This is a genomic window from Acinetobacter sp. V2, from assembly GCF_001188385.1.
GTDB lineage: Bacteria > Pseudomonadota > Gammaproteobacteria > Pseudomonadales > Moraxellaceae > Acinetobacter > Acinetobacter oleivorans.
The window spans coordinates 222,902-242,783 of sequence record NZ_JZFB01000005.1; the positions used below are offsets into that span (position 1 = coordinate 222,902).

A 19,882-nucleotide genomic window follows, 5' to 3' on the forward strand; every position below is an offset into this window, starting at 1 on the left:
AAACAGTTCAAGAATTAGGACATGTTTTAAACTATTTATCAACGAATGAACGTCTACCGACTTTATTCTTCCCTGTTTCTCCACCGCCATACATGAACGGTGAAGCGAAAGACTTTTTATCGTGGATTATTCAGTGTAACCATCCTGAATTTAACCCAGATGTAGTTTGTGACTGGCTTGAAGCTCGTTTACCAAATCCTGTAGATGATGAGTCGCAGTGGAAAATTAAGACTGATTTGAGTGAGTTGGAAAAGTTAGATGATAAGACTTTGGATCAGTTGATTCCTCCAGCGCCTTAAATCGGACTTATGGCACAGCCTTTACTTACAGTGATGTTCTAATGTCTTTTGTATAGGCTAATGCCTCACTTTTGAGAGGTCAAAAGTGACAAAAACCTTTGTTTCACTGATGTTGCTTCCCTGCAACACAGTGAAACGGCGACATCCATGTCGCTAATCAATTTGCCAATTTTGTACAAAATCACGGCAATAAATAAGCTCCAAGTTTAGAATCAAACTAATTAAGACTCCGTCGTGAAGATAGAGCCTCAAGCTTTATATAAAGCTAGGCTTAGAAAGTCGACAACCCTGACCATTCCATAAAACGATAAATCCAATACTTCACTTTAGACTCATCTGCATACTTCGCGTAATCCACGCTCATCTGTCTACCTTGTAGGTTTGACCAAGAGGTATTGAAGTAATCTTGCGCATCTTTAAAAACTTGATCTTGAACATTACCCATAACCAACATATCCGTTTCAAGGTTGTAATTTTTTAAATTACGGGCTGTAAAATTAGCAGATCCTACAATTAATTCAGCTTGTTGGGCGTTATATTTCAAAATCATTTTGCTGTGGTTCTGCTCACCATGTGTGTCACACCAACGGATTGGAATGCCTGCAGCATGCAGCTCTGAAGCAACTTGTCGGTTAGGAATACCATTCTTTTGTCGACCAAATGCATCTTTATTTGGATCAAGTAAAACTCGGACAATAACCCCTCTATCTTGAGCGCTTTTTAGGGCCTGAATAATCTTGCGTTCAGATAAATAGAACATACTTAAATCAAGATGCTCTTTAGGCTTAGCTGAGTTAATCAATTTCAATACAGATTGATAAATCGCCCCTTCAGTTAACACCTGAACTTGAGGTTTGGTTACGTCTTTTTCAAAGTCACCTAAAATGAGCGATGGAGAACTACTACCTGACATTCGCGCAACCGCGGCTTCAGATTGTAAAACATCTGCCGCTGTCGCTCCTGTTACAACTAATGCAACATTTGAGTGTCTAGAACTACCATCATGCGGATTTGCTGAAGTCACCAGTGACTTCCAACCAGCATCGGTATCGACGACTACAGTTTTACGGTGATTCGCCTTAAAGTTAAATAAGTTCAAATAACTGCGCAGTGTAATTTTTTCATCACCGAATGGATTTGGTAACCAGCCTTTCTCAGGGTTATTTCCAACATTCTGACAGCAGATATACCATAAGCCTGACCAGAACGGATTAGAAGCTCTTAAAGGAGCTAAATTGGTTTCAATCACATCAACACCCGCTTGACGTAACTGGCGGTAATGTTCAGGGCTTAAACCACCATATACTGAGTTAATCGGGTCAGTAATTAATACAATCTGGATTTGGCGATTTTGTCTTTTTTTACTGACTAATGCATCGGTTAACTCTTGCATTAATGGCCTTTGCTTCAGTTTTGAGTCACCCACTTCTGAATTAAACAAGAACATATCGACCACAACTGTGGTTTTTGCCTCATCAATCATTTTCAAGATTTCATCAAAGATGTGCTGATCAACCTGTTGTTGCCCTTTTGCATCAAGGTAGGTTTTATCTGCTAAAAATTTGACATCGGCATGTCTAAGCTTGCCACTAAAGTTAATCCCTTGCGGCAATGGTTTTACTGTGTGATAAATTGCCGATGCAATATATGCAATAGCAACTACGCAAAGTAATATCGCCATATAACGACGCCCTGACCAATTTATTTTTTGATGAATTCGTTGAAAAATACGCATAAAAAAGACCTAACTTGATGCTTTCAAATTAGGTCTTTTGGATTGATTTTTCAAGTTTAGTTTCGTGTTAAAGCCTTAAAAACTAAAATCAACACCTACCGTAAAATTGCGTCCAACTTGTGGAATATTTGATAAGAAAGATGCATGTTGATAAACCGTGTCATCTAACAAGTTATTCGCTTTCATATAAACACGATAATCTGTTTTTGCACCATATTGCCCAGAATATACCACTCCAAGATTAAGCATGTTATAGCCTTCAGTTTCGGTCTCGTAAGCTGCGATCTTATCTTGGTTAAAGACATGATAATACTCAGCAGAACCACTAAAACCATCACCAAAATCTGCATCGACTTTAGTACCTAAACGTCCTGCTGGAATACGCGGAGCATTACCTTCTGCATCAATTTTACCGCGCACATAATCACCAAAAGCACTGATCTTGTACATTGGGGTAATTTGATAACCAATTTCACCCTCTGCACCATAGAAGCGTGCTTTATCTTGAGTATATTGAACTAAACGGAAGTCTTTATAACGGTCAAGGGTTTGCGCATAGATGTAGTCATCAAACCAGTTATGGTAAACATGAAGATGGTAATCAAGTTTGTTATTATCAAAATGCAAACCTAACTCAACATTATTCGATTTTTCCTTACTGAGTTGATCATTTCCTAACTCATAAGTATTTGTCGCAAAGTGCCCACCATTTGCATATAACTCTTGAGCTAAAGGTAAACGTTCCTGATGTGAAGCGACAAAAGAAAGTTTGTAGTTCGGTGCAAACTCCCAATTCGCAGCACCTGCGTAAGAAAATGCCGACCCATCAAAATCTTGTTTAGAGTTATCGTCTACATCAACTTCTTGCTGATCTGCACGTGCAGAAAGCTCAAAGTGTACGTCTTTCCATTGTTTATGTTCTAAAGCAAATACGCTCCACTTTTTAGTAGTGGTCGGTGCCATAAAGGCTTCTTCGCCAGTTAAATTCAGTTTTTGCTGTCCTAACTGTGCACCAATGACCCCTTCCCAACTTGCAATTGGGTTATGTACTAACTCAACACGCCCGTCATAGCCTTTGTTTTGGAATCGGGTTGCAATTGCTCCCTCTTCAATTTCATCATGTTGATAGTCAGTATAGCTCGCTTGTGCACGTAACTTTTGGAAGCCTGCAAATGGATCATTTAACTCAGTTTTAAAGTCATAACGCTCAGATTTTAAGTCAATCCATGGACCGCCATGTTCGTGACCATGTTCTTCTTGTCCATGATCATGAGCTTCTTCACCCTCTTCATGATCATGGTCTCCACAATGCAAATGTGGTGTACCTGTTAAATGAGCGCTACAACTTTCGTATTCATGACTATGCCCCGGTAAGCCATATTGATCGCGACGGTTGCTATAAGAAATACCCGTATAACCACGGTCATAAATCCAAGATAACCCGACGTTAACTGAATCACCCTGAGCAAAAGTATTGTCTACACGGCGCTCTTTTTCACCTTCATGAATGTAATTTGGTGCAATATAGTTATTCGCATCACGTGTTACCCCCTCAACACGTAAAGCAACTTGGCTACCCAAGCCAACAGTTACTCCAGCGCTCGCCAGTTTTTCATCACTTCCAGTGTTGTAACGTAAGCCAACTTGTCCTTCATAACCGTTTTCAGGCATTTGCGTAGGGATCTTGTTATCAATAACGTTGACTAAACCACCCACTGTTCCAGCACCAAACAGTAAAGTTGAAGGGCCTCGAATCACTTCGACTTGCTTCGCAAGCACAGGATCTACAGTTACCGCATGGTCAGGAGACAAGGTCGAGACATCAATATTTTCTGATGAATTTTGGAGTACTTTAACGCGTGGTCCATCTTGTCCACGAATCACTGGTCGACTCGAACCAGCCCCAAACTGATTAGCATAAATTCCTACTTCACTACTCAGCGCATCCCCAATAGTGGCAGCCCCTTGCGATAAATGCTTTTGATCAACAACAGTATCTGCAACAGCAAAATCTTGTGAAGTTTGCTCAAGTGGATGAGCCTTAATTCGAATAGTTTCTAACTTTTCAACATTTTCACTTTCTGCTGCAAACGAAGGAAGGGATATGACAGCTAAAATGGATATGGTCAAAATATTTTTATAAAACTGCATTGGATGTGTCCCGGATCACGATATGTTTTATTTTTGTTATATTATAACATTTCGTTTGTTTTGCAATAAAAAACATTTCTGATTCGACGATTCGTTAGACTGGTCAACTAAATGATGTGAGTAATTTTTAATTTCTAATGCCTTTTACCATCTCTCATGCCGTTATAGCTCCTCCCTTATCTAAGCTTAGCCAAAACACTTTACCGATTGCTGCGTTAGCCATTGGGAGTATGACACCCGATCTTTACCGCTTATTTACAGTTCAGTCCAGCATGCTGACGCACCAATGGAAAGGTCTGATTTATCCCAACCTTGCATTAGGCCTCGTCTTTTGTGCAGTTTGGTATTTTCTTTATCGTCCAGTGGTGTATCGTTTTTTTGGTGTGCAACATGATCTTGGCCTCAGCTCTTTAAAAGGTATTTTTATATTTTTTATTGGAGTTATATTTGCACTCATTGTCGGGATAGCAACTCATCTAATTTGGGATGGTTTAACACATTCAGACTTTAGAACGTTTGTATTTAAAGATGTATTAGCCACAACTATTCATTTTTTTGGTCATCCTTACCCCTTGCATCGTCTTTTACAGCTTGGCTCGTCTGCTCTTGCTCTACCTTTTCTCGGTTGGATAAGTATTCACTATTACCAGCGCTACAAACAACACTGGAAAGTAAGTAAAAAAATTAAATTTTTTGCATGGTCTCTATTTATTCTATCTACAGTCTTAGGCTTATTTTCGCTTTGGGATTATGCCCGCTACATACCTCATGAAGTTTGGCATGCCGATACCTATTATTTTACAGGGCGTTCTATCAATGAGTTTATGCAAGGTTGGTTAAGTACCTTTAGCTTAGGATGCTTATTATTCTTGTTTTTAGATCGGCAACAAAGAATGGGATGAATCAGAAAAGTTGCTGCCAAATTGCTCATTTTCAGGTTAATTTCCGCGGTTTTTTGATCTAGTTCTTGTGACAAACCATGCAACAAGGCATAATCGAAAACTTATTTTTTGACGGTGCGCGGTTTACGCATCCGTCTTTTCAGCCAATATAGTTTGGATATTTTTCATCATGATGCGAACTCATTACTGTGGCTCTTTAACTGAAGCCCAAATCGACCAAACCGTTACACTATGCGGTTGGGTACATCGTCGCCGTGACCATGGCGGTGTTATTTTCCTTGATATGCGTGACCGTGATGGCCTCGTTCAAGTGGTTATTGACCCAGATACTCCAGAAGCATTTGCAACTGCAGATAAAGCACGTTCTGAATATGTATTAAAAATTACAGGTCGTGTTCGTCGCCGTTATGAAGGTACTGAAAATGCCAACATGGTGAGTGGTCAAATTGAAGTTTTAGGTAAAGACATCGAAGTTCTTGCCGCTTCAGAAACACCTCCATTCCCTTTAAATGATGAAAATACCAATATTTCTGAAGAAATTCGTTTGAAATATCGTTTCTTAGATATTCGTCGTCCTGAAATGTTGGATCGTTTACGCTTCCGTTCTAAACTGACCAATCTTATTCGTAACTATTTCGAAGATAATGGTTTCTTAGACGTTGAAACACCTATTTTGACACGTGCAACTCCTGAAGGTGCGCGTGACTACTTAGTACCAAGTCGTGTACAAAATGGCAGTTTCTATGCACTTCCACAATCACCACAATTATTCAAACAATTGTTGATGGTGGGTGGTATTGATCGTTACTACCAAATCGCGAAATGTTTCCGCGACGAAGATTTACGTGCTGACCGTCAACCAGAATTTACTCAAATCGACGTTGAAACATCGTTCATGAGTGACGATGACATTATGGACTTAATGGAAGTCCTGACTGTGAAGATGTTCGATGAACTTCTTGGCGTTAAATTCGATAAATTCCAACGTATGACTTACGCAGATGCAATGCGTGACTATGCATCAGACAAACCTGATATGCGTATTCCGTTGAAACTCGTTGACGTTGCAGACTTAATGCAAGAAGTAGAGTTCAAAGTATTTGCGGGTCCTGCAAAAGACCCTAAAGGCCGTATTGTTGCTTTACGTGTTCCAGGTGCAGCGTCATTGCCACGTAGTGCAATCGATGAATACACTAAATTCGTTGGCATCTATGGTGCAAAAGGTTTGGCTTACATCAAAGTTAATGAACTCGCTAAAGGAATTGAAGGTCTTCAATCTCCAATCGTGAAATTCATTGAACCGATCGTACTTGAATTGTTGGCACGTGTTGGTGCGCAAGATGGCGATATCGTATTCTTTGGTGCTGATAAAGCTAAAGTTGTAAATGATGCAATGGGCGCGCTTCGTGTGAAGATTGGCCATGATTTGAATCTTGCAACTTGTGAGTGGGCTCCACTTTGGGTTGTTGATTTCCCAATGTTTGAAGAAACTGACGATGGCAAATGGACTTCTGTTCACCATCCATTCACTCTACCAAAATCAAGTGTAGAAGAAGTGAAGAGCAATCCTGGTGAAGCACTTTCTGTTGCTTACGACATGGTATTGAACGGTACTGAAGTTGGTGGTGGTTCTCTACGTATTTATACATTAGAAATGCAAAAAGCGATTTTTGAAGCGCTTGGTATTTCTGATGAAGAAGCAGAAGAGAAATTCAGCTTCTTATTAAATGCACTTCGTTACGGTGCTCCTCCTCACGGTGGTTTGGCATTTGGTCTTGACCGTTTAGTAATGTTAATGACTGGCGCGACTTCTATTCGTGACGTTATTGCATTCCCTAAAACTAAGACTGCTGAATGTCCACTTACTCAAGCACCTGCTCCTGTTGAAGCAAATCAGCTTCGTGACTTGGGTATCCGCTTACGTGAAAAGCCAAAAGCTGAAGAATCTAAATAATTTTTAGATTTTCAAATTAAAAAACCCTGCTTATGCAGGGTTTTTTATTAAGTAAATTTTAATGGGATATTTCTTTTTCAAAACTTGAGAGTGTTTTAAATTTTTGATCAAAAATTTGAATGATTTCTGTTTTAAGCTTTTCAAAATCGACCACGTGTTCATCGTCATTTAGACAAATTTGTGGAAGTTGCTCATTCTTAATAACCTGATTAATTTCAGGAAGATTTTGTAGCCTTAAGTTAAAGTTTTGTCCACGCTCAAATATATTGACAGGATAAAAACGGGATGAGCACAACTGCCACAATCGAAAAAGATACTGATTAACGTCTAAAGGCTGTCTAAATCGATGACTTGATACTTCTTTTAAATAAGCTTCTTCAGTTTTCCAAACTTCTTCAAATACCGATTTCAAAAAAGGTTGAGGTAAATGAGTACTATAAAAACTTGAAAATTTTCGGTTATATAAACTTAAAAAATTACCCAAATTACTGCTCATAGAATAGCGATAGTTAAAAAGTGCATAGGGATTTTTATGGAGTAATTTTCGCTTATCAAAATGCTTATTAATAATCGCAACATCCGTTAGGGCAACTGCGCCTAGAAAGTTCTCCTCACCTACGACCATAAGTGGCTGTAAACGCACACCATCACAAGGTAAACCATTTCTAAAAAAGAACTCAGGCTCTAAAGGCCTATTGATAAAGGTATCATCATTAAAATAAACAAAATGCTCTGCTAGTCCCTCAATTTTATGAATATTGATTTCAATAGCATGTGAGTTAAATGTCGGTAAACAGTTTGATTCCATGATTTGATCATGTGTGACCAAATTTAACTTAGGATGGTTTTTGACTAAAAATTCAGGGAAATGACCACAAGTCACCAGATGGATCTTTCTAACCCACGGGCAAAATTTCTCAACAGATCGAAACCAGTAATGAAGATTATTCCAGTCACGATAGCGGCATTGATCAACAAGTTCAACCGCCTTTGTTTTAGTTTCTTTGGATTTATAATATATGTATTGTTGCTGCCATTTCGTATCGGTTGAGTCCACCCAAATCATTACAAAATCAACAGGCTGCATTAAACATATATCCAAATAAGTACAGAAATTTACTAGAAAATTTCAGATAAAAAATGGAATTCAAGGTTTATTAATGTTAATAAAAATTCACAATTTATTCATAATTTTAATTTTTCTACACAATTGAGGCGATTTAGACTCTATTGAGATGAGAGTGGGCAAATGGCATAATATCACCACTTTTTCTCCCTTGGTGATTCATTATGGCAATGCGCCCTGATGTACGTCGACATGCTTTAATCGTAATTGTATTCTCTCTTGCGCAGTGGTTTTTCATGCGCTATATCCTTGCAAATGAATTATTTAACATCACTACAAATCAACGTATTCTTTATTTCTGCGTAAGTAGCTTAGCAGGTGCATTGCTTATTTTTGTTGCGCTGATTTATATGGTATTAAAAGGAAATGCGGATAAAAATTAATATCCGCTTCCTCTCATAAAATTTAGATAATCCTAAAATTTATTTCCCAATATAGTTATCGCATAACTGTATCAATTCCGGATGTCTGTCATGCTGATGGACAATAGGAATGATCTTTTGGTTATGATTGATAATAAGACCTTGATCATTAATTGTAATTTGATCTATTGGATATAATCCAAGAGTTACAATAATAGAATCAAATGGCTGACAGCGAGTTACATAAGATAAATCATTGGTAATTAATAATTTATTGTGCATTGCCTGATCATAAATTCTTTCAGACATTTTTTGATATGGCTGTTTGCAGAACTCTTCAATCATTTTATTGATATAGACTTTAATCGAGTTTATATCTCCAATTGTGACGCCCGAGCACGAAACCTGCTCATCTTTTACACTATTATAAAAATCATCTCCATACGCATCGATAATCCATTTTTGATTATATTGCTCAGTGCCTATCGTATAATCTGGATTTTCCATCCCAACAAAGAGCCCTTTGCCAAGATCTTTAAAAGGATTACCCTGAAAAAAAACGTCTCGTACATCGCTGAGTAGCACATGTGAAGCATCAGGATGACTTTCTACAACTTCTTTATATTCAAAAAAGCGACTCACATGCGGATAGCCTGTGATTTTAAGTGCTTTTATTTTTGAATCAGGAACTGCTTCATTTACAGTTAATCCAATAATTTTCTTAAGAATATTTTTTATAAACTTAAACTTATAAATACCTGAGTATTTTGACTTCGATTTAAATTTCCCAATCGTTGAAACTTTAAATTCAATTTTAAAATTTTTGATATCTGAAAATGCATTAACAAACTCTGGCATTTGCTCTTTATAGATAATTAAAGTCAAAATGCCATCAAAGTCTGTCTTTTCCAAAGAATATACAAAAGAAGAAATGAGGTCAGCGCTGTATCCAGTTGCTGACCCGATAATAATATTTTTTTGCTTAGTCATAAAATTAGTAAGAAAATCTAAAAAAACGACTAAATTATATATTTATTAAGTATATATTTCTTTAGTTTAACTCTTAGGTAACGTAACAAATCACTGTCATCTTGTGAAATAGGAGTAATTAAGCTTCTTTCCTTTTCTAAATAACTTAATGCATCATTATTTTCGATGATTGGGTGATCGAATAAAAAGCTGACATAAAAACTGAAATCACCTCGTCCAACAAGGTCTTGCCAGTGATCATAAATTTTTATCGGCTGATGATAATCAACCAACATTTGTGCCATTTTACGATCTACAACATAGGCATAAGCATAGGCTAGTTTTTCGAGATAGTCGTAATCAACTTTTAGAATTTTCTGGTTATACAACTCTTCGGGTAAAAATTTTCCACGAACGCGATTGCATATTTTCATTTGAATACCGCCCAAGCTTAGAAAAAAGCACGGACCTAGGTTCAAAGAGTGAATGTGCTTTTCTAAGTCTTGGAAATCAATTTCAAAACGCTCGATCACATCATCTTCAAAAATAATTGCATATTCTTCATCGGAGCTTAAAAAATCTTTTAGTGCAGCAATATGAGACATGGCACAACCAAGCTCACCAGGCGTCATCGGTTTTTTCTTGCCTGCTACACCTTGTTGAAAATATTCACTAACGCTTAAATTCTTACCGATTACCCCAAACTGCTTAAATTCATCGCGATACTTGTAAAATGTTGCTTGAGAGTACAACTTTTTTAAACGTTCACTATTAGCAGATTCAATACTGATTAAATATTTTTTCATTTCATTCAAATGTTAAAATGAGTCAGGGATAGTCTATCTAATTATAGTTATATCGAGTGTAAAATTTAATGCTAAATCGCCTGATTCAAAAAAAATGGTATAAATACCAACAAGCAAAAAAAGCAAAATCTTTTAACTCTCATTGGTATATGCGTTTTGGCTGGTTAGAACAACCGTTTACTACACTTGAGCAACTAGATTCTCTCTTTGAGATCCACTCCCCTAAAAAGTTTACATTTGCAGATAGCTTTTATGCTTATGAAAATGGCCGTCATTTCATTTTTTTTGAAGAAGTTGATGACGAACATCCAGTAGGTTTTCTTTCTGTTTTAGAAGTCTTTAAAGATGGCACCTACACACCACCAGAGACAATCTTAAAGCTCGACTATCACCTTTCTTATCCTTGTGTATTTAAGTTAGAAGACACTTGGTACATGATCCCAGAAACTTCTGCCAACAAGACGATTGAACTTTGGAAATGTACTGAATTTCCACTGAAATGGGAAAAGCATTCTAATCTGATCGAGAATATCGAAGCAGTCGACAGCACACCTTTCTATCATGAAGGCTTATGGTATCTTTTTACTTCAACGCGTCGTGATTGTAAGAAATTTGGTGACCGTTTAGATCTATTCTTTACCGAAGATATTTTAAATCCGAACTGGCAAGAGCACCCAATGAACCCAGTGTGCCGGGGCAGTCAGCAGTTCCGTATGGCGGGTAAACCTTTTATTTATAAAGGCCAACTGGTTCGACCAAGCCAAGATTCTTTAAAACGTTATGGTGGTAATATCGAATTAAAAGCGATTAGTCAGCTTAGCCCGACAGCTTATGAAGAAAAATTACTAGAAGTAGTTTTACCAGACTGGAATCAAGCAGATGACGGTTGCCATACCATTAATGTCGAAGATAACTTCGTGGTACTTGATGCTATTCGCCTTACACCGAAGAATAATTAAGTTTTAAGCAGGCCTTTATAAATATTAAGCGTCTGCTCAGCCATGGCTGGTACAGTCAGTTCAGCCTTGGCTTTTGCATATAAAGGGCTAAAGTCGTGTTGAGCTTCAGATTGAAGCGCACATTTAATCGCTTTTGCTAAACCTTGTGCATCTCCAATTTCTGCCAGATATTGCTCTGGCAACCACTCAATCACACCGTTCACTTTGGTTGAAGCCATTGCTTTATCAGCCTGTAAAGCTTCGACCATGACGAGTGGAAAACCTTCACGATCTGATGACAAAACCACGATATCTGCTAATTGCACCAGATCTCGAGCATCAGTTCTAAACCCAAGAAAAGCGACCCGATCTTGCATGTTTAATTCACTGACTTGTTTTTCTAAACTTGCTCGAAGTGAACCATCACCAATAATCCATAAATTGGCATCAATCTGTTGCATCGACTCAATCAGCAAACTGATATTTTTTACTGGCTCTAGACGTCCAATACACATAACAACTTTTTTGCTTGCATCTAGCTCAGCAAAATCTTTTTGAATTGAATGAAGTAACTTTTCTTTATTTTCAACTGTAAGTACGGGCTGAGGATAGACCCCGTTGTAAACCACATGGGCTTTAGACTCTGGAATGCCTTGCGTGAGTGCTTGGCTCACTGCAATAACGGCATCACCCGCTAAATAAGCAGACTTATTCTTTTTGGTACCATGTACTGTTGTCACAAACTTTGGCCCAGATAAAAATGGCTTAATTCGAGCAATCAGTTCAGCCGCCTTTCCTGCTTGTGCATGAACAATAGCAGGTTGAATTTGCTGGATAAGATTTTTAAGTTGCCAGAGTAAAAAAATATTCCAACGGCTACGTGCAAAATCAACCGCATGAAAATGTACTTGTTGGCTAAACTTGTCTAGATAGCAAGGATGTGCAATCACATGTACTTCATGATTTAAAGCAAGCTCATTAACAAGGTTAAAAGTGTGCTGCTCTAAACCACCAACACCACCACTAGTTGCCAATACCTGAACAGTTTTCATAGCTTGCCTACTTATTTTTTATCTTTATTCATCGTCTTTTCAAATAGTTTGGCTTCTTTTAGAAAAGCATAAAACGCGTTAATCATACTATTCACGAAACCACGCCAACCATTTAAGAAACTACGGCGAATAAAATAGGACTTCATGAAAGTCACTGGCATTACCAAAACCAATTTTGCAACGCTTGGAGACTTTCCTTTTTGGTATTTCTCTAGTGCTTTTAAATTGGAATATTGGTTATTTTTTTCGACTTTAACGAAAATGCTCGACTCGCCATAATGATAAATATCATGTTGAGCACGCTGAGATTCGCCATCTACAATCACATTTTCATGGACTTTATTGGCAAGGTCATAATGCCCTTTAGACTTGCGAAAAAAGCGCACCTTTGCATGTTTTTTAGTATGTTTGCTGTTGGGAACACCTAAAAAAACATCATTAATCGGTGTGATTAAAGCATCAAGTTTATTCTGCTGAATGGTCTCAACAATTTCTTGTTTTAACTCGTTAGATAAGACTTCATCACCATCTAAATTGAGTACCCAATCATTTCGGCATTTTGCTAAAGCCAAACTTTTTTGCCCAGCATAACCTTGCCAGTCTTGATGAGAGATTTGCGTATTTTCAAAACGCTGAGCAATTTCATAAGTATTATCAGTACTGCCAGAGTCTAAAATAATAACTTCATCAAATTCACTAACACTTTGCAAAGTTCGCTCTAACCAAGCACCACAATTTAAAGTGACAATATAGACACTACATGGAATTTTATTCATAACTTATAACGTCCTTTAGCAAGGGCGATACGCATCTGTAAAGCATTCATGGCACCATGCGTGCTGACACGTGGAATATTAAATTGATTAATAGCTTCATAGGCTTCGATTTTTTTACGAGTCGATACAGCATTTTTAAAGCCAATCTCTTCGGCCATTTTCTGGTGTTTTTCGTTAAATCGTCCAAATGGATAAGCAAAGCTCGGACATTTTCCAACTAATGCTTCAACATCTTGTTTAGACTGAAGCATTTCATCGTAAGCGGTTTGATCGTCAAGCTTAAGTAAGTTCACATGGTGTTGTGTGTGCGCACCGAATTCAATCAACCCAGAATTTGCCATTTCATGAATTTGCTCATGAGTTAGCTTTTCAATTCCTTCAATTTGCGTCGCCAAATAAATGGTTGCCTTTGCATTATATTTTTTAAGTAATGGATAGGCATAAAGATAATTATCCATAAAGCCATCATCAAAACTTAAAGCAACGACATTTTTTTGATTACGGTATTGTTCAAGCTCTGAGACAAAGCAAAAAGTAGCCCCTTTACGCGTCAACAACTTTAAGAGTTGTTCAAACTTTTCAGGAGGCATGTTCATGCCAGAGGCTGCATCTTTAGGTGTAACCTGATGCAACATCACAATACGTGGTAGTTTGTTCGAACGAAACGGAAGCCAGAAAGTATAATTACCCAGCACATATAACAGTGCAGCAAGTACTAATAAGCCTACCGCAACGTACAAAAACCACATCATGCATAAACCTCATGTGACCATTCATAATCTTCTGAAAGGGGCTGCTTAAATGTCACTTCAACCATAAATTGGGTGATGCGTTTAGCATTGAAAGACCTACGTGTTTTCTCCCAGCCCTCTTTCGCTATTTTTTCAGCCTGCTCTGGATTTTGATCAAAGAATTGGATCTTCTTGGCCAAGTCAAACTGATCATCAAAGTAAACCACTTCCTGTTCGGTGTAGAGCTTCTCAAAGCCCGGAATTCTTGGGCTAAAAGTCAATAAACCATTACCAGTCAGTTGTACAATACGGTCAGAACTATACAAAGTTACATCATTACGGCGTGAGTAATTAAGTCCCATTTTTGTTTCAGATAGAACTTTATAATACGCTTTACCGTAAACACCAGGTTGCTCAAAACATCCATAATATTGATAGTTTACATGGCCTTGTTGCAACGCATCTGCTAAGTCCTTTAAGAACTTCTCACGCTCAGGTTCTTTATAGACTACGCCACAAAAAATAAAGGTCTTATCCGTATTAACATTTGAAAATTGCTGTAGTGTTTCTACATTACGGTGACCTACATTCGGCAGATAGGCTACGCTTAAATGCGGCTGTTTTAATTTTTGTAGATATTCGCCACCTGTTGTACAGAAAATAGCATCTAAATAGGGCGAGAATGCTTTAACAAAGTCGAGTTTGCTTTCAAGATAAAGCGGATCAACATACCAAAATGCAATTTTAGTATTTGGATAAGCTTCTTTAATCTGCCTAAGAACATCTGGACTCATTAAGTCACTATGTCCAATGAGTACCAGATCAGGTTCAATATTATTAACGACCTTTAGTACTTCTTTATTGGCCCAACTGGCACCCAGTTTTTTTGTTTTAAAAATGGTTCCCATTCGAGCCATGTCACGAAAACTAAAGTCATAAACGAAATGGCCATTTTCAATTAATCCGGCAGAAATTTTACGGTCTGTGCAGTAAAAATGGGCGCCTTGTTTATTAAAGCCAAAATTCGCAATATGCAATATTTTCATTTATTTACTCAAAATAAAAAATTTAATTTTTCGCTAAAAGATATGTTGCCACACGGTCTGCTTCTTTAAAAGCATAAGGTTGTGGTAACTGTACAACACAAGTCTGCTGTGAAATTAATTTTGATTCTAACATTTGATCAACTGAGTGGGTAATCCGGTCATCTTTCAACCGGTCCATTGCCATTACACCGACTCGACAACCCGCGGTAAGCGCCTCAAAAATCATAGATACGCTGTCTTCTGTTACCCAAACAGCTTCTGCTTTTTGCATTTCTTCAAAAATCCAACCCTGCGGTGTTTGCTCAACAGGAAATATTTGTAAATGCCCAGCAAAGCTTTGCTGTCTTAAAGTATCGATAAATTCTGCTGGCGTACGGCGTGAAGTTGTCAAAATAATTTCAGCGTTTGGATTATTCTCAACAATTTTTTGAACACTGCTTAATACTTTGTTTTGGTTCCATTGATGTCTTTTAGATGAACCACCTAAAGCAATTAAAATTCGGTCTTTTTGATGGCGGTTTTCATTACGAATTGGATTTAATGCACCACGCGTGACAATCACATGGCTATCGGCATGGATACCATCATGTTCTGGAATAACAGCGTAATCAAAGCAAACCACAGGTAAGTTAGGCTTCATCAATATAATAGTTTTGGCTTTTCTAAAAATTTTGCCGAGTAACCAGACACGAAAATGTGTGTGGCTTCCTACTCCAAATATAAAATCGGGTACTTTTTTTAATAACGATTTTTTTGAAGAGAAAAGCGCCTGAATTAAAGAAATAATTGGCAAATCAGAAATAAGCATCTCTTCAAAAGTTGTTTCTGGCTGTTGTCTTTGCATTGCCTGAAACAAGCCTAATGCTTGTGAACGGTGCCCTGCCTTACCATCAGAGACATAGACAATATGCATAAAAGCTCCCGAAGCCAAAAATAAAAAGGCGAAACTTATGTTCGCCTTTTTATGTTAACGGATTAACTTATTTTACGTAAGTTAACCAGTGTTCATATTTCGGATTTCTACCTTGAACTGCATCAAAGTAAGTCTTTTGAATTTCAGTAGTAATTGGGCCACGGCCACCTGTACCGATTGGACGGTCATCATATTCACGAATTGGTGTGACTTCCGCAGCAGTACCAGTGAAGAATGCTTCATCTGCAATGTAGAATTCATCACGTGTAATACGACGCTCAACAACTTGATAACCAAGATCTCTAGCAATCGTCATTACTGTTTGACGTGTAATACCATCAAGCGCACCACCAGCGATATCTGGCGTGTGTAAAACGCCATCTTTAATTAAGAATACGTTTTCACCAGAACCTTGGCACACATAACCTTGTGGGTCCATTAACATTGCTTCGTCGTAACCAGAATGTGCAACTTCTTGGTGAGCAAGAATTGATAACGTGTAGTTACCAGATGCTTTTGCTTTACACATCGTCACGTTTGGATGATGGTGAGTAAATGATGAAGTTTTAACACGAATACCATTCGCCATTGCTTCATCACCAAGGTATGCGCCCCACGCCCATGCTGCAACTGCGGCATGAATCGTGTTATTTGTTGCTGCAATACCAAGTTTTTCTGAACCGATCCAGATTAATGGACGTAAATAGCAAGAAGCTAATTTATTTTCACGAACAACATCGATTTGTGCTTGTTCAAGCGTGGCTTGATCATACGGCACTTTCATTTGATAAATTTTTGCTGAATTTAACAAACGTTTTGTGTGGTCTTGAAGACGGAAAATGGCAGTACCTTTAGGTGTTTCATAAGCACGAACACCCTCAAACACGCCCATACTGTAGTGTAATGTATGGGTTAAAACGTGAATCTTTGCATCACGCCAATCAATTAATTTTCCATCTTGCCAAATAAAACCATCACGATCAGCCAAATTCATGGAACACTCCAAATTGTTATAAAATCATTCACTATCCAACTCAACCGAAGCGGTTGGGTCTATTAATCTTTGCCATAAATTGCAAACGACCGCACGGGTACTACGCCAGTCCGCTGCGCTGACTTGCATGGATTGATTTGCAAGGGCTAAGCGGTGGCTTTCGGCACGTTCACTAAGATAGGCTCGAATTAATGCTGTGGCATCTTCACTGGATAAGCAGTCTGCTTTAGCAGCATCTTCTAATATTCTTACATTATCAGAATAATGGGCGAGATCGGGTTTCGTCCCGCTCCATGCAAGTACAGCATACTGTGCCATAAATTCGATATCGACGATACCACCTGCGTCCTGTTTTAAATGAAAAATACCATGTTTTTTTTGTTCAGAAGACGAACCTAGGTGGTCTTTCATTTTCTGACGCATTTTCAACACTTCCTCACGAACATAAGCCTCATCTCTAGATTGAGTCAATATCTCGCGTCGAAATATTTCAAATTTCTGGCAAAGCACCTCATCACCAGCAATAGAGCGCGCACGAACGAGTGCCTGATGCTCCCAAAGCCATGCACTTTTCAATTGATAGTGTTCATAGGCCTTAAGACTTGTCACCAATAAACCGGCCTCACCTGAAGGTCTTAACCGCGTATCAATTTCATAAACACGGCCATCAAGGGTTTGAGTGGTCATGAGTGACATAAACTTTTGAGCGACACGCATAGCAAACTCAAAGCCACTAATTGACTTCGTTCCATCCGTATCTGCTTGTTCATCTAGATAATGAATAAAGACAAGATCCAAGTCAGAACCATAGCCAAGTTCAATGCCACCCACTTTGCCATAACCAATAACAGCAAAGGCTTTGTAGTCAAGTGAGCAACGTTTTCCATCAACATCACATGGATAACCATGACGCTTTGCTACGGTCTGATAAGCTAAATGAAGTGTTGCATTAACACTAACTTCAGCAATATCGGTTAATGCATCAGATACTTTCATTAGCGGGCTTTCAGCTAATACATCACTTGCTGCAACAGTGAGTACATTGCTCTTTTTAAACAGTCGAAGTGCTCGCATTTGGTCTTCAACTTGATCAATTTCAATGCGAAGCAATTGCTGACGTAATGAGTCTTCTAAGTCCTTACGCTTTGGCAACTCAAAGCCCATCGATAAAAACTCATCAAGCAGTACTGGATATTGCGTTAGCTCTTCACAAATCCACGGGCTTACGGTCGCCATTTTAACTAAGCGTTGCAATGCACCTTTACTTTCAATCAACATCACTAAGTACACGGTTCGGCGCATGACCGATTCAATCAGCGGCATTAAGCGTAAAAGTGCAGTTTGAGGTTGTTCTGACTGTAAAATCACTTCAATTAAATGAGGCCAGAATGTTTTTAACCGCTGGACAGCATTTGAAGGTAATTTTTTGAGTGCGTGACCGTGCCAGAATTCATGAATCAGATTTTTCGCATTGTCATCCAACACTTCATCTAACTGCTGCTCTAACTGCCCAAAATTTTCAGTTGCGGCATTTGAACTTGTATCTTCAATGAGCTGCTTAAATTGAACTTTAACTTTTTGACGTTTCTCGTTAAGAACATCAATAAACTCATCCCAACTCGCAAAACTTAAGGTATCTATAATGCGTTGTCTGAGTTCCACCTCTTCTGGTAGTAGCTGAGTTTGTTGGTCATTGAGGGCTTGAATTGCATGTTCAACACGACGTAAAAACAGGTAAGCATCCTCAAGCTCTAAAACAGCTTGTCTTTCTAACAAACCTGCTTCACCAATATGTTCAAGGCTAACTAAACACTGGCGGTCTTGTAGCTCACGTTTAGAGCCGCCGTAAATCAGCTGAAAGACCTGAACAATAAACTCAATTTCGCGAATTCCGCCTGCTCCGAGTTTAATATCATCCTCAATATGACGACGTAAAACTTCACGCTCAATCATCGCTTTCATATCGCGCATCGCGGCAAAAGCGGTGTAATCAACATAGCGGCGGAATACGAAAGGACGTGTCATTTCTAACAAGTCTTGCCCTTCTTTACCACCAGTCACAACACGTGCTTTAATCCATGCATAACGTTCCCACTCACGTCCATGCTGACTTAAGTATTTTTCTAAAGCTGCATGACTAATCGCTAGTGCCGAGCCATCGCCCCAAGGGCGTAAGCGCATATCAACTCGAAATACAAAACCATCTGCGGTAATGTGCTCAAGCAAATAAATGAGTTTTTGTCCCCACAAAATACAGAACTGCTGTACATCAATGCATTTGCGACCATTAGTTTCGCCTTGTTCATCAAAAGCAAAAATCAAGTCAATATCACTCGACAGATTAAGCTCTTGAGCACCAAGTTTACCCATGGCAACGACAATCAAGTCTTGAACTTTGCCAGAGTAACTCATCGGTTCACCATGTTTCGCCACAAGTGCTACACGTGCAAAGTCCTTTGCTGCACAAATACTGGCATCGGCAAAATCAGAAAGTTCGCGTGTGAGTGTGACAACATCGGTAAGCTGATTGGCATCTTGCCAAATCCAACGGAACATTAAACGACTTCGTAAAATGCGTAATCCACGCATCCAAGATGTTTCGTCACCAATTCCATCTAATGTGGTTTGTACAAATTGATAAATCTGTTCGGTCGAGAGCGGTGCAGTAAATTGATCTAGATGGTAATCTTGTTCTAAAACAGCTTGATGCAAGCCTAAAACTTGTTCTGCGTACTGACTCGCACGCAATGTTTTTTGTAACTGCTCCGCATTCATATAAAAAGCTCTTTTCCTCGTACTCTGTTTTTAGTTATAGCAGTTCGAGTAGTGGTAGGAAAAGGGATTAGACTAATTTTGCTTCCGCTGAAGAGTAATGCTCTGCATGAGCCTCATGACTTTCTTGAGCAGAAGGTAATAAAACTTTGAATGTCGTTCCTACGCCTTCTTTTGAACTGACATCAATTTTACCCTGATTAATTTCGACAAAACGCTTACAAAGACTTAAACCTAAACCTGCACCTTTTTCACCCGCGGTTCCTTTAAAGCTGGCTGTAATACGTGGATGGAACAAATTTGTCATTTGTTTTTCTGTCATGCCTAAACCAGTGTCTCGAACGGTTATTTCTATA

At 38.5% G+C, this 19,882-nt stretch carries 18 protein-coding genes; 5 read left to right on the top strand and 13 right to left on the bottom strand.

The window, feature by feature from the left end:
* A partial coding sequence (locus tag UC75_RS15650) for a hypothetical protein (protein ID WP_228137427.1) occupies nucleotides 1-299 on the top strand: 299 nt, incomplete at its 5' end.
* Between the two features lie 271 nt (nucleotides 300-570).
* Here UC75_RS15650 and UC75_RS15655 read toward each other — a convergent pair.
* Nucleotides 571-2,034: a phospholipase D family protein gene (locus UC75_RS15655; RefSeq protein ID WP_049838115.1), complete on the bottom strand. Its 1,464-nt coding sequence runs from the start codon at nucleotides 2,032-2,034 to the stop codon at nucleotides 571-573.
* A 75-nt stretch (nucleotides 2,035-2,109) separates the two neighbouring features.
* A complete protein-coding gene (gene znuD, locus UC75_RS15660; RefSeq protein WP_049838116.1) occupies nucleotides 2,110-4,185 on the bottom strand; it encodes a zinc piracy TonB-dependent receptor ZnuD in 2,076 nt (691 codons plus the stop codon).
* Nucleotides 4,186-4,322: 137 nt separating this feature from the next.
* Here znuD and UC75_RS15665 point away from each other — a divergent pair, with 137 nt between their 5' ends.
* Nucleotides 4,323-5,087: a DUF4184 family protein gene (locus UC75_RS15665; RefSeq protein ID WP_049838117.1), complete on the top strand. Its 765-nt coding sequence runs from the start codon at nucleotides 4,323-4,325 to the stop codon at nucleotides 5,085-5,087.
* A 169-nt stretch (nucleotides 5,088-5,256) separates the two neighbouring features.
* Nucleotides 5,257-7,041: an aspartate--tRNA ligase gene (gene aspS, locus UC75_RS15670; RefSeq protein WP_004789117.1), complete on the top strand. Its 1,785-nt coding sequence runs from the start codon at nucleotides 5,257-5,259 to the stop codon at nucleotides 7,039-7,041.
* 58 nt (nucleotides 7,042-7,099) lie between these two features.
* On the opposite strand, the gene UC75_RS15675 is transcribed toward aspS, so the two are convergent.
* Complete coding sequence (locus tag UC75_RS15675; protein ID WP_049838118.1) at nucleotides 7,100-8,128, bottom strand: stealth conserved region 3 domain-containing protein; 1,029 nt, start codon at nucleotides 8,126-8,128, stop codon at nucleotides 7,100-7,102.
* 203 nt (nucleotides 8,129-8,331) lie between these two features.
* Here UC75_RS15675 and UC75_RS15680 point away from each other — a divergent pair, with 203 nt between their 5' ends.
* Nucleotides 8,332-8,550, top strand: a complete 219-nt coding sequence (locus tag UC75_RS15680) for a hypothetical protein (RefSeq protein WP_004789113.1) — start codon at nucleotides 8,332-8,334, stop codon at nucleotides 8,548-8,550.
* Nucleotides 8,551-8,589: 39 nt separating this feature from the next.
* Here UC75_RS15680 and UC75_RS15685 read toward each other — a convergent pair whose 3' ends face one another.
* Together UC75_RS15685 and UC75_RS15690 are read right to left on the bottom strand one after the other, a co-directional pair.
* Nucleotides 8,590-9,519 carry a lipooligosaccharide outer core biosynthesis glycosyltransferase GtrOC6 gene (locus UC75_RS15685; protein ID WP_049838119.1) on the bottom strand — a complete coding sequence of 310 codons (930 nt, stop codon included), beginning with the start codon at nucleotides 9,517-9,519 and terminating at the stop codon, nucleotides 8,590-8,592.
* Between the two features lie 29 nt (nucleotides 9,520-9,548).
* Entirely contained in the window at nucleotides 9,549-10,304 is a 756-nt protein-coding gene (locus tag UC75_RS15690; RefSeq protein WP_049838120.1) for a glycosyltransferase family 25 protein, read from the bottom strand.
* Nucleotides 10,305-10,372: 68 nt separating this feature from the next.
* Here UC75_RS15690 and ghy point away from each other — a divergent pair, with 68 nt between their 5' ends.
* Nucleotides 10,373-11,263 (top strand): glycosyl hydrolase Ghy, encoded by an 891-nt coding sequence (ghy, locus tag UC75_RS15695; protein ID WP_049838121.1) that lies wholly within the window; start codon nucleotides 10,373-10,375, stop codon nucleotides 11,261-11,263.
* Here ghy and UC75_RS15700 read toward each other — a convergent pair.
* The 8 genes from UC75_RS15700 to UC75_RS22020 all read right to left on the bottom strand — a co-directional run.
* On the bottom strand, nucleotides 11,260-12,294 hold the full coding sequence (locus UC75_RS15700; protein WP_049838122.1) for a glycosyltransferase: 1,035 nt from the start codon (nucleotides 12,292-12,294) through the stop codon (nucleotides 11,260-11,262). The two genes, ghy and UC75_RS15700, sit on opposite strands and share 4 nt — an antisense overlap.
* 11 nt (nucleotides 12,295-12,305) lie before the next feature.
* Nucleotides 12,306-13,070 carry a glycosyltransferase family 2 protein gene (locus UC75_RS15705; RefSeq protein WP_049838123.1) on the bottom strand — a complete coding sequence of 255 codons (765 nt, stop codon included), beginning with the start codon at nucleotides 13,068-13,070 and terminating at the stop codon, nucleotides 12,306-12,308.
* Nucleotides 13,067-13,822: a polysaccharide deacetylase family protein gene (locus UC75_RS15710; protein WP_049838124.1), complete on the bottom strand. Its 756-nt coding sequence runs from the start codon at nucleotides 13,820-13,822 to the stop codon at nucleotides 13,067-13,069. The genes UC75_RS15705 and UC75_RS15710 overlap by 4 nt, the downstream gene beginning before the upstream one ends.
* Nucleotides 13,819-14,847, bottom strand: coding sequence for a glycosyltransferase (locus UC75_RS15715; RefSeq protein ID WP_049838125.1), 1,029 nt, complete (start codon nucleotides 14,845-14,847; stop codon nucleotides 13,819-13,821). The genes UC75_RS15710 and UC75_RS15715 overlap by 4 nt, the downstream gene beginning before the upstream one ends.
* 22 nt (nucleotides 14,848-14,869) lie before the next feature.
* Complete coding sequence (locus tag UC75_RS15720) at nucleotides 14,870-15,760, bottom strand: mitochondrial fission ELM1 family protein (protein WP_049838126.1); 891 nt, start codon at nucleotides 15,758-15,760, stop codon at nucleotides 14,870-14,872.
* Between the two features lie 67 nt (nucleotides 15,761-15,827).
* Nucleotides 15,828-16,754 (bottom strand): branched-chain amino acid transaminase, encoded by a 927-nt coding sequence (locus UC75_RS15725; RefSeq protein ID WP_045435575.1) that lies wholly within the window; start codon nucleotides 16,752-16,754, stop codon nucleotides 15,828-15,830.
* A gap of 24 nt (nucleotides 16,755-16,778) precedes the next feature.
* Nucleotides 16,779-19,529 carry a bifunctional [glutamate--ammonia ligase]-adenylyl-L-tyrosine phosphorylase/[glutamate--ammonia-ligase] adenylyltransferase gene (gene glnE, locus UC75_RS15730; RefSeq protein ID WP_049838127.1) on the bottom strand — a complete coding sequence of 917 codons (2,751 nt, stop codon included), beginning with the start codon at nucleotides 19,527-19,529 and terminating at the stop codon, nucleotides 16,779-16,781.
* Between the two features lie 67 nt (nucleotides 19,530-19,596).
* On the bottom strand, nucleotides 19,597-19,882 hold a 286-nt coding region (locus tag UC75_RS22020), incomplete at its 5' end, for a sensor histidine kinase (RefSeq protein ID WP_228137428.1).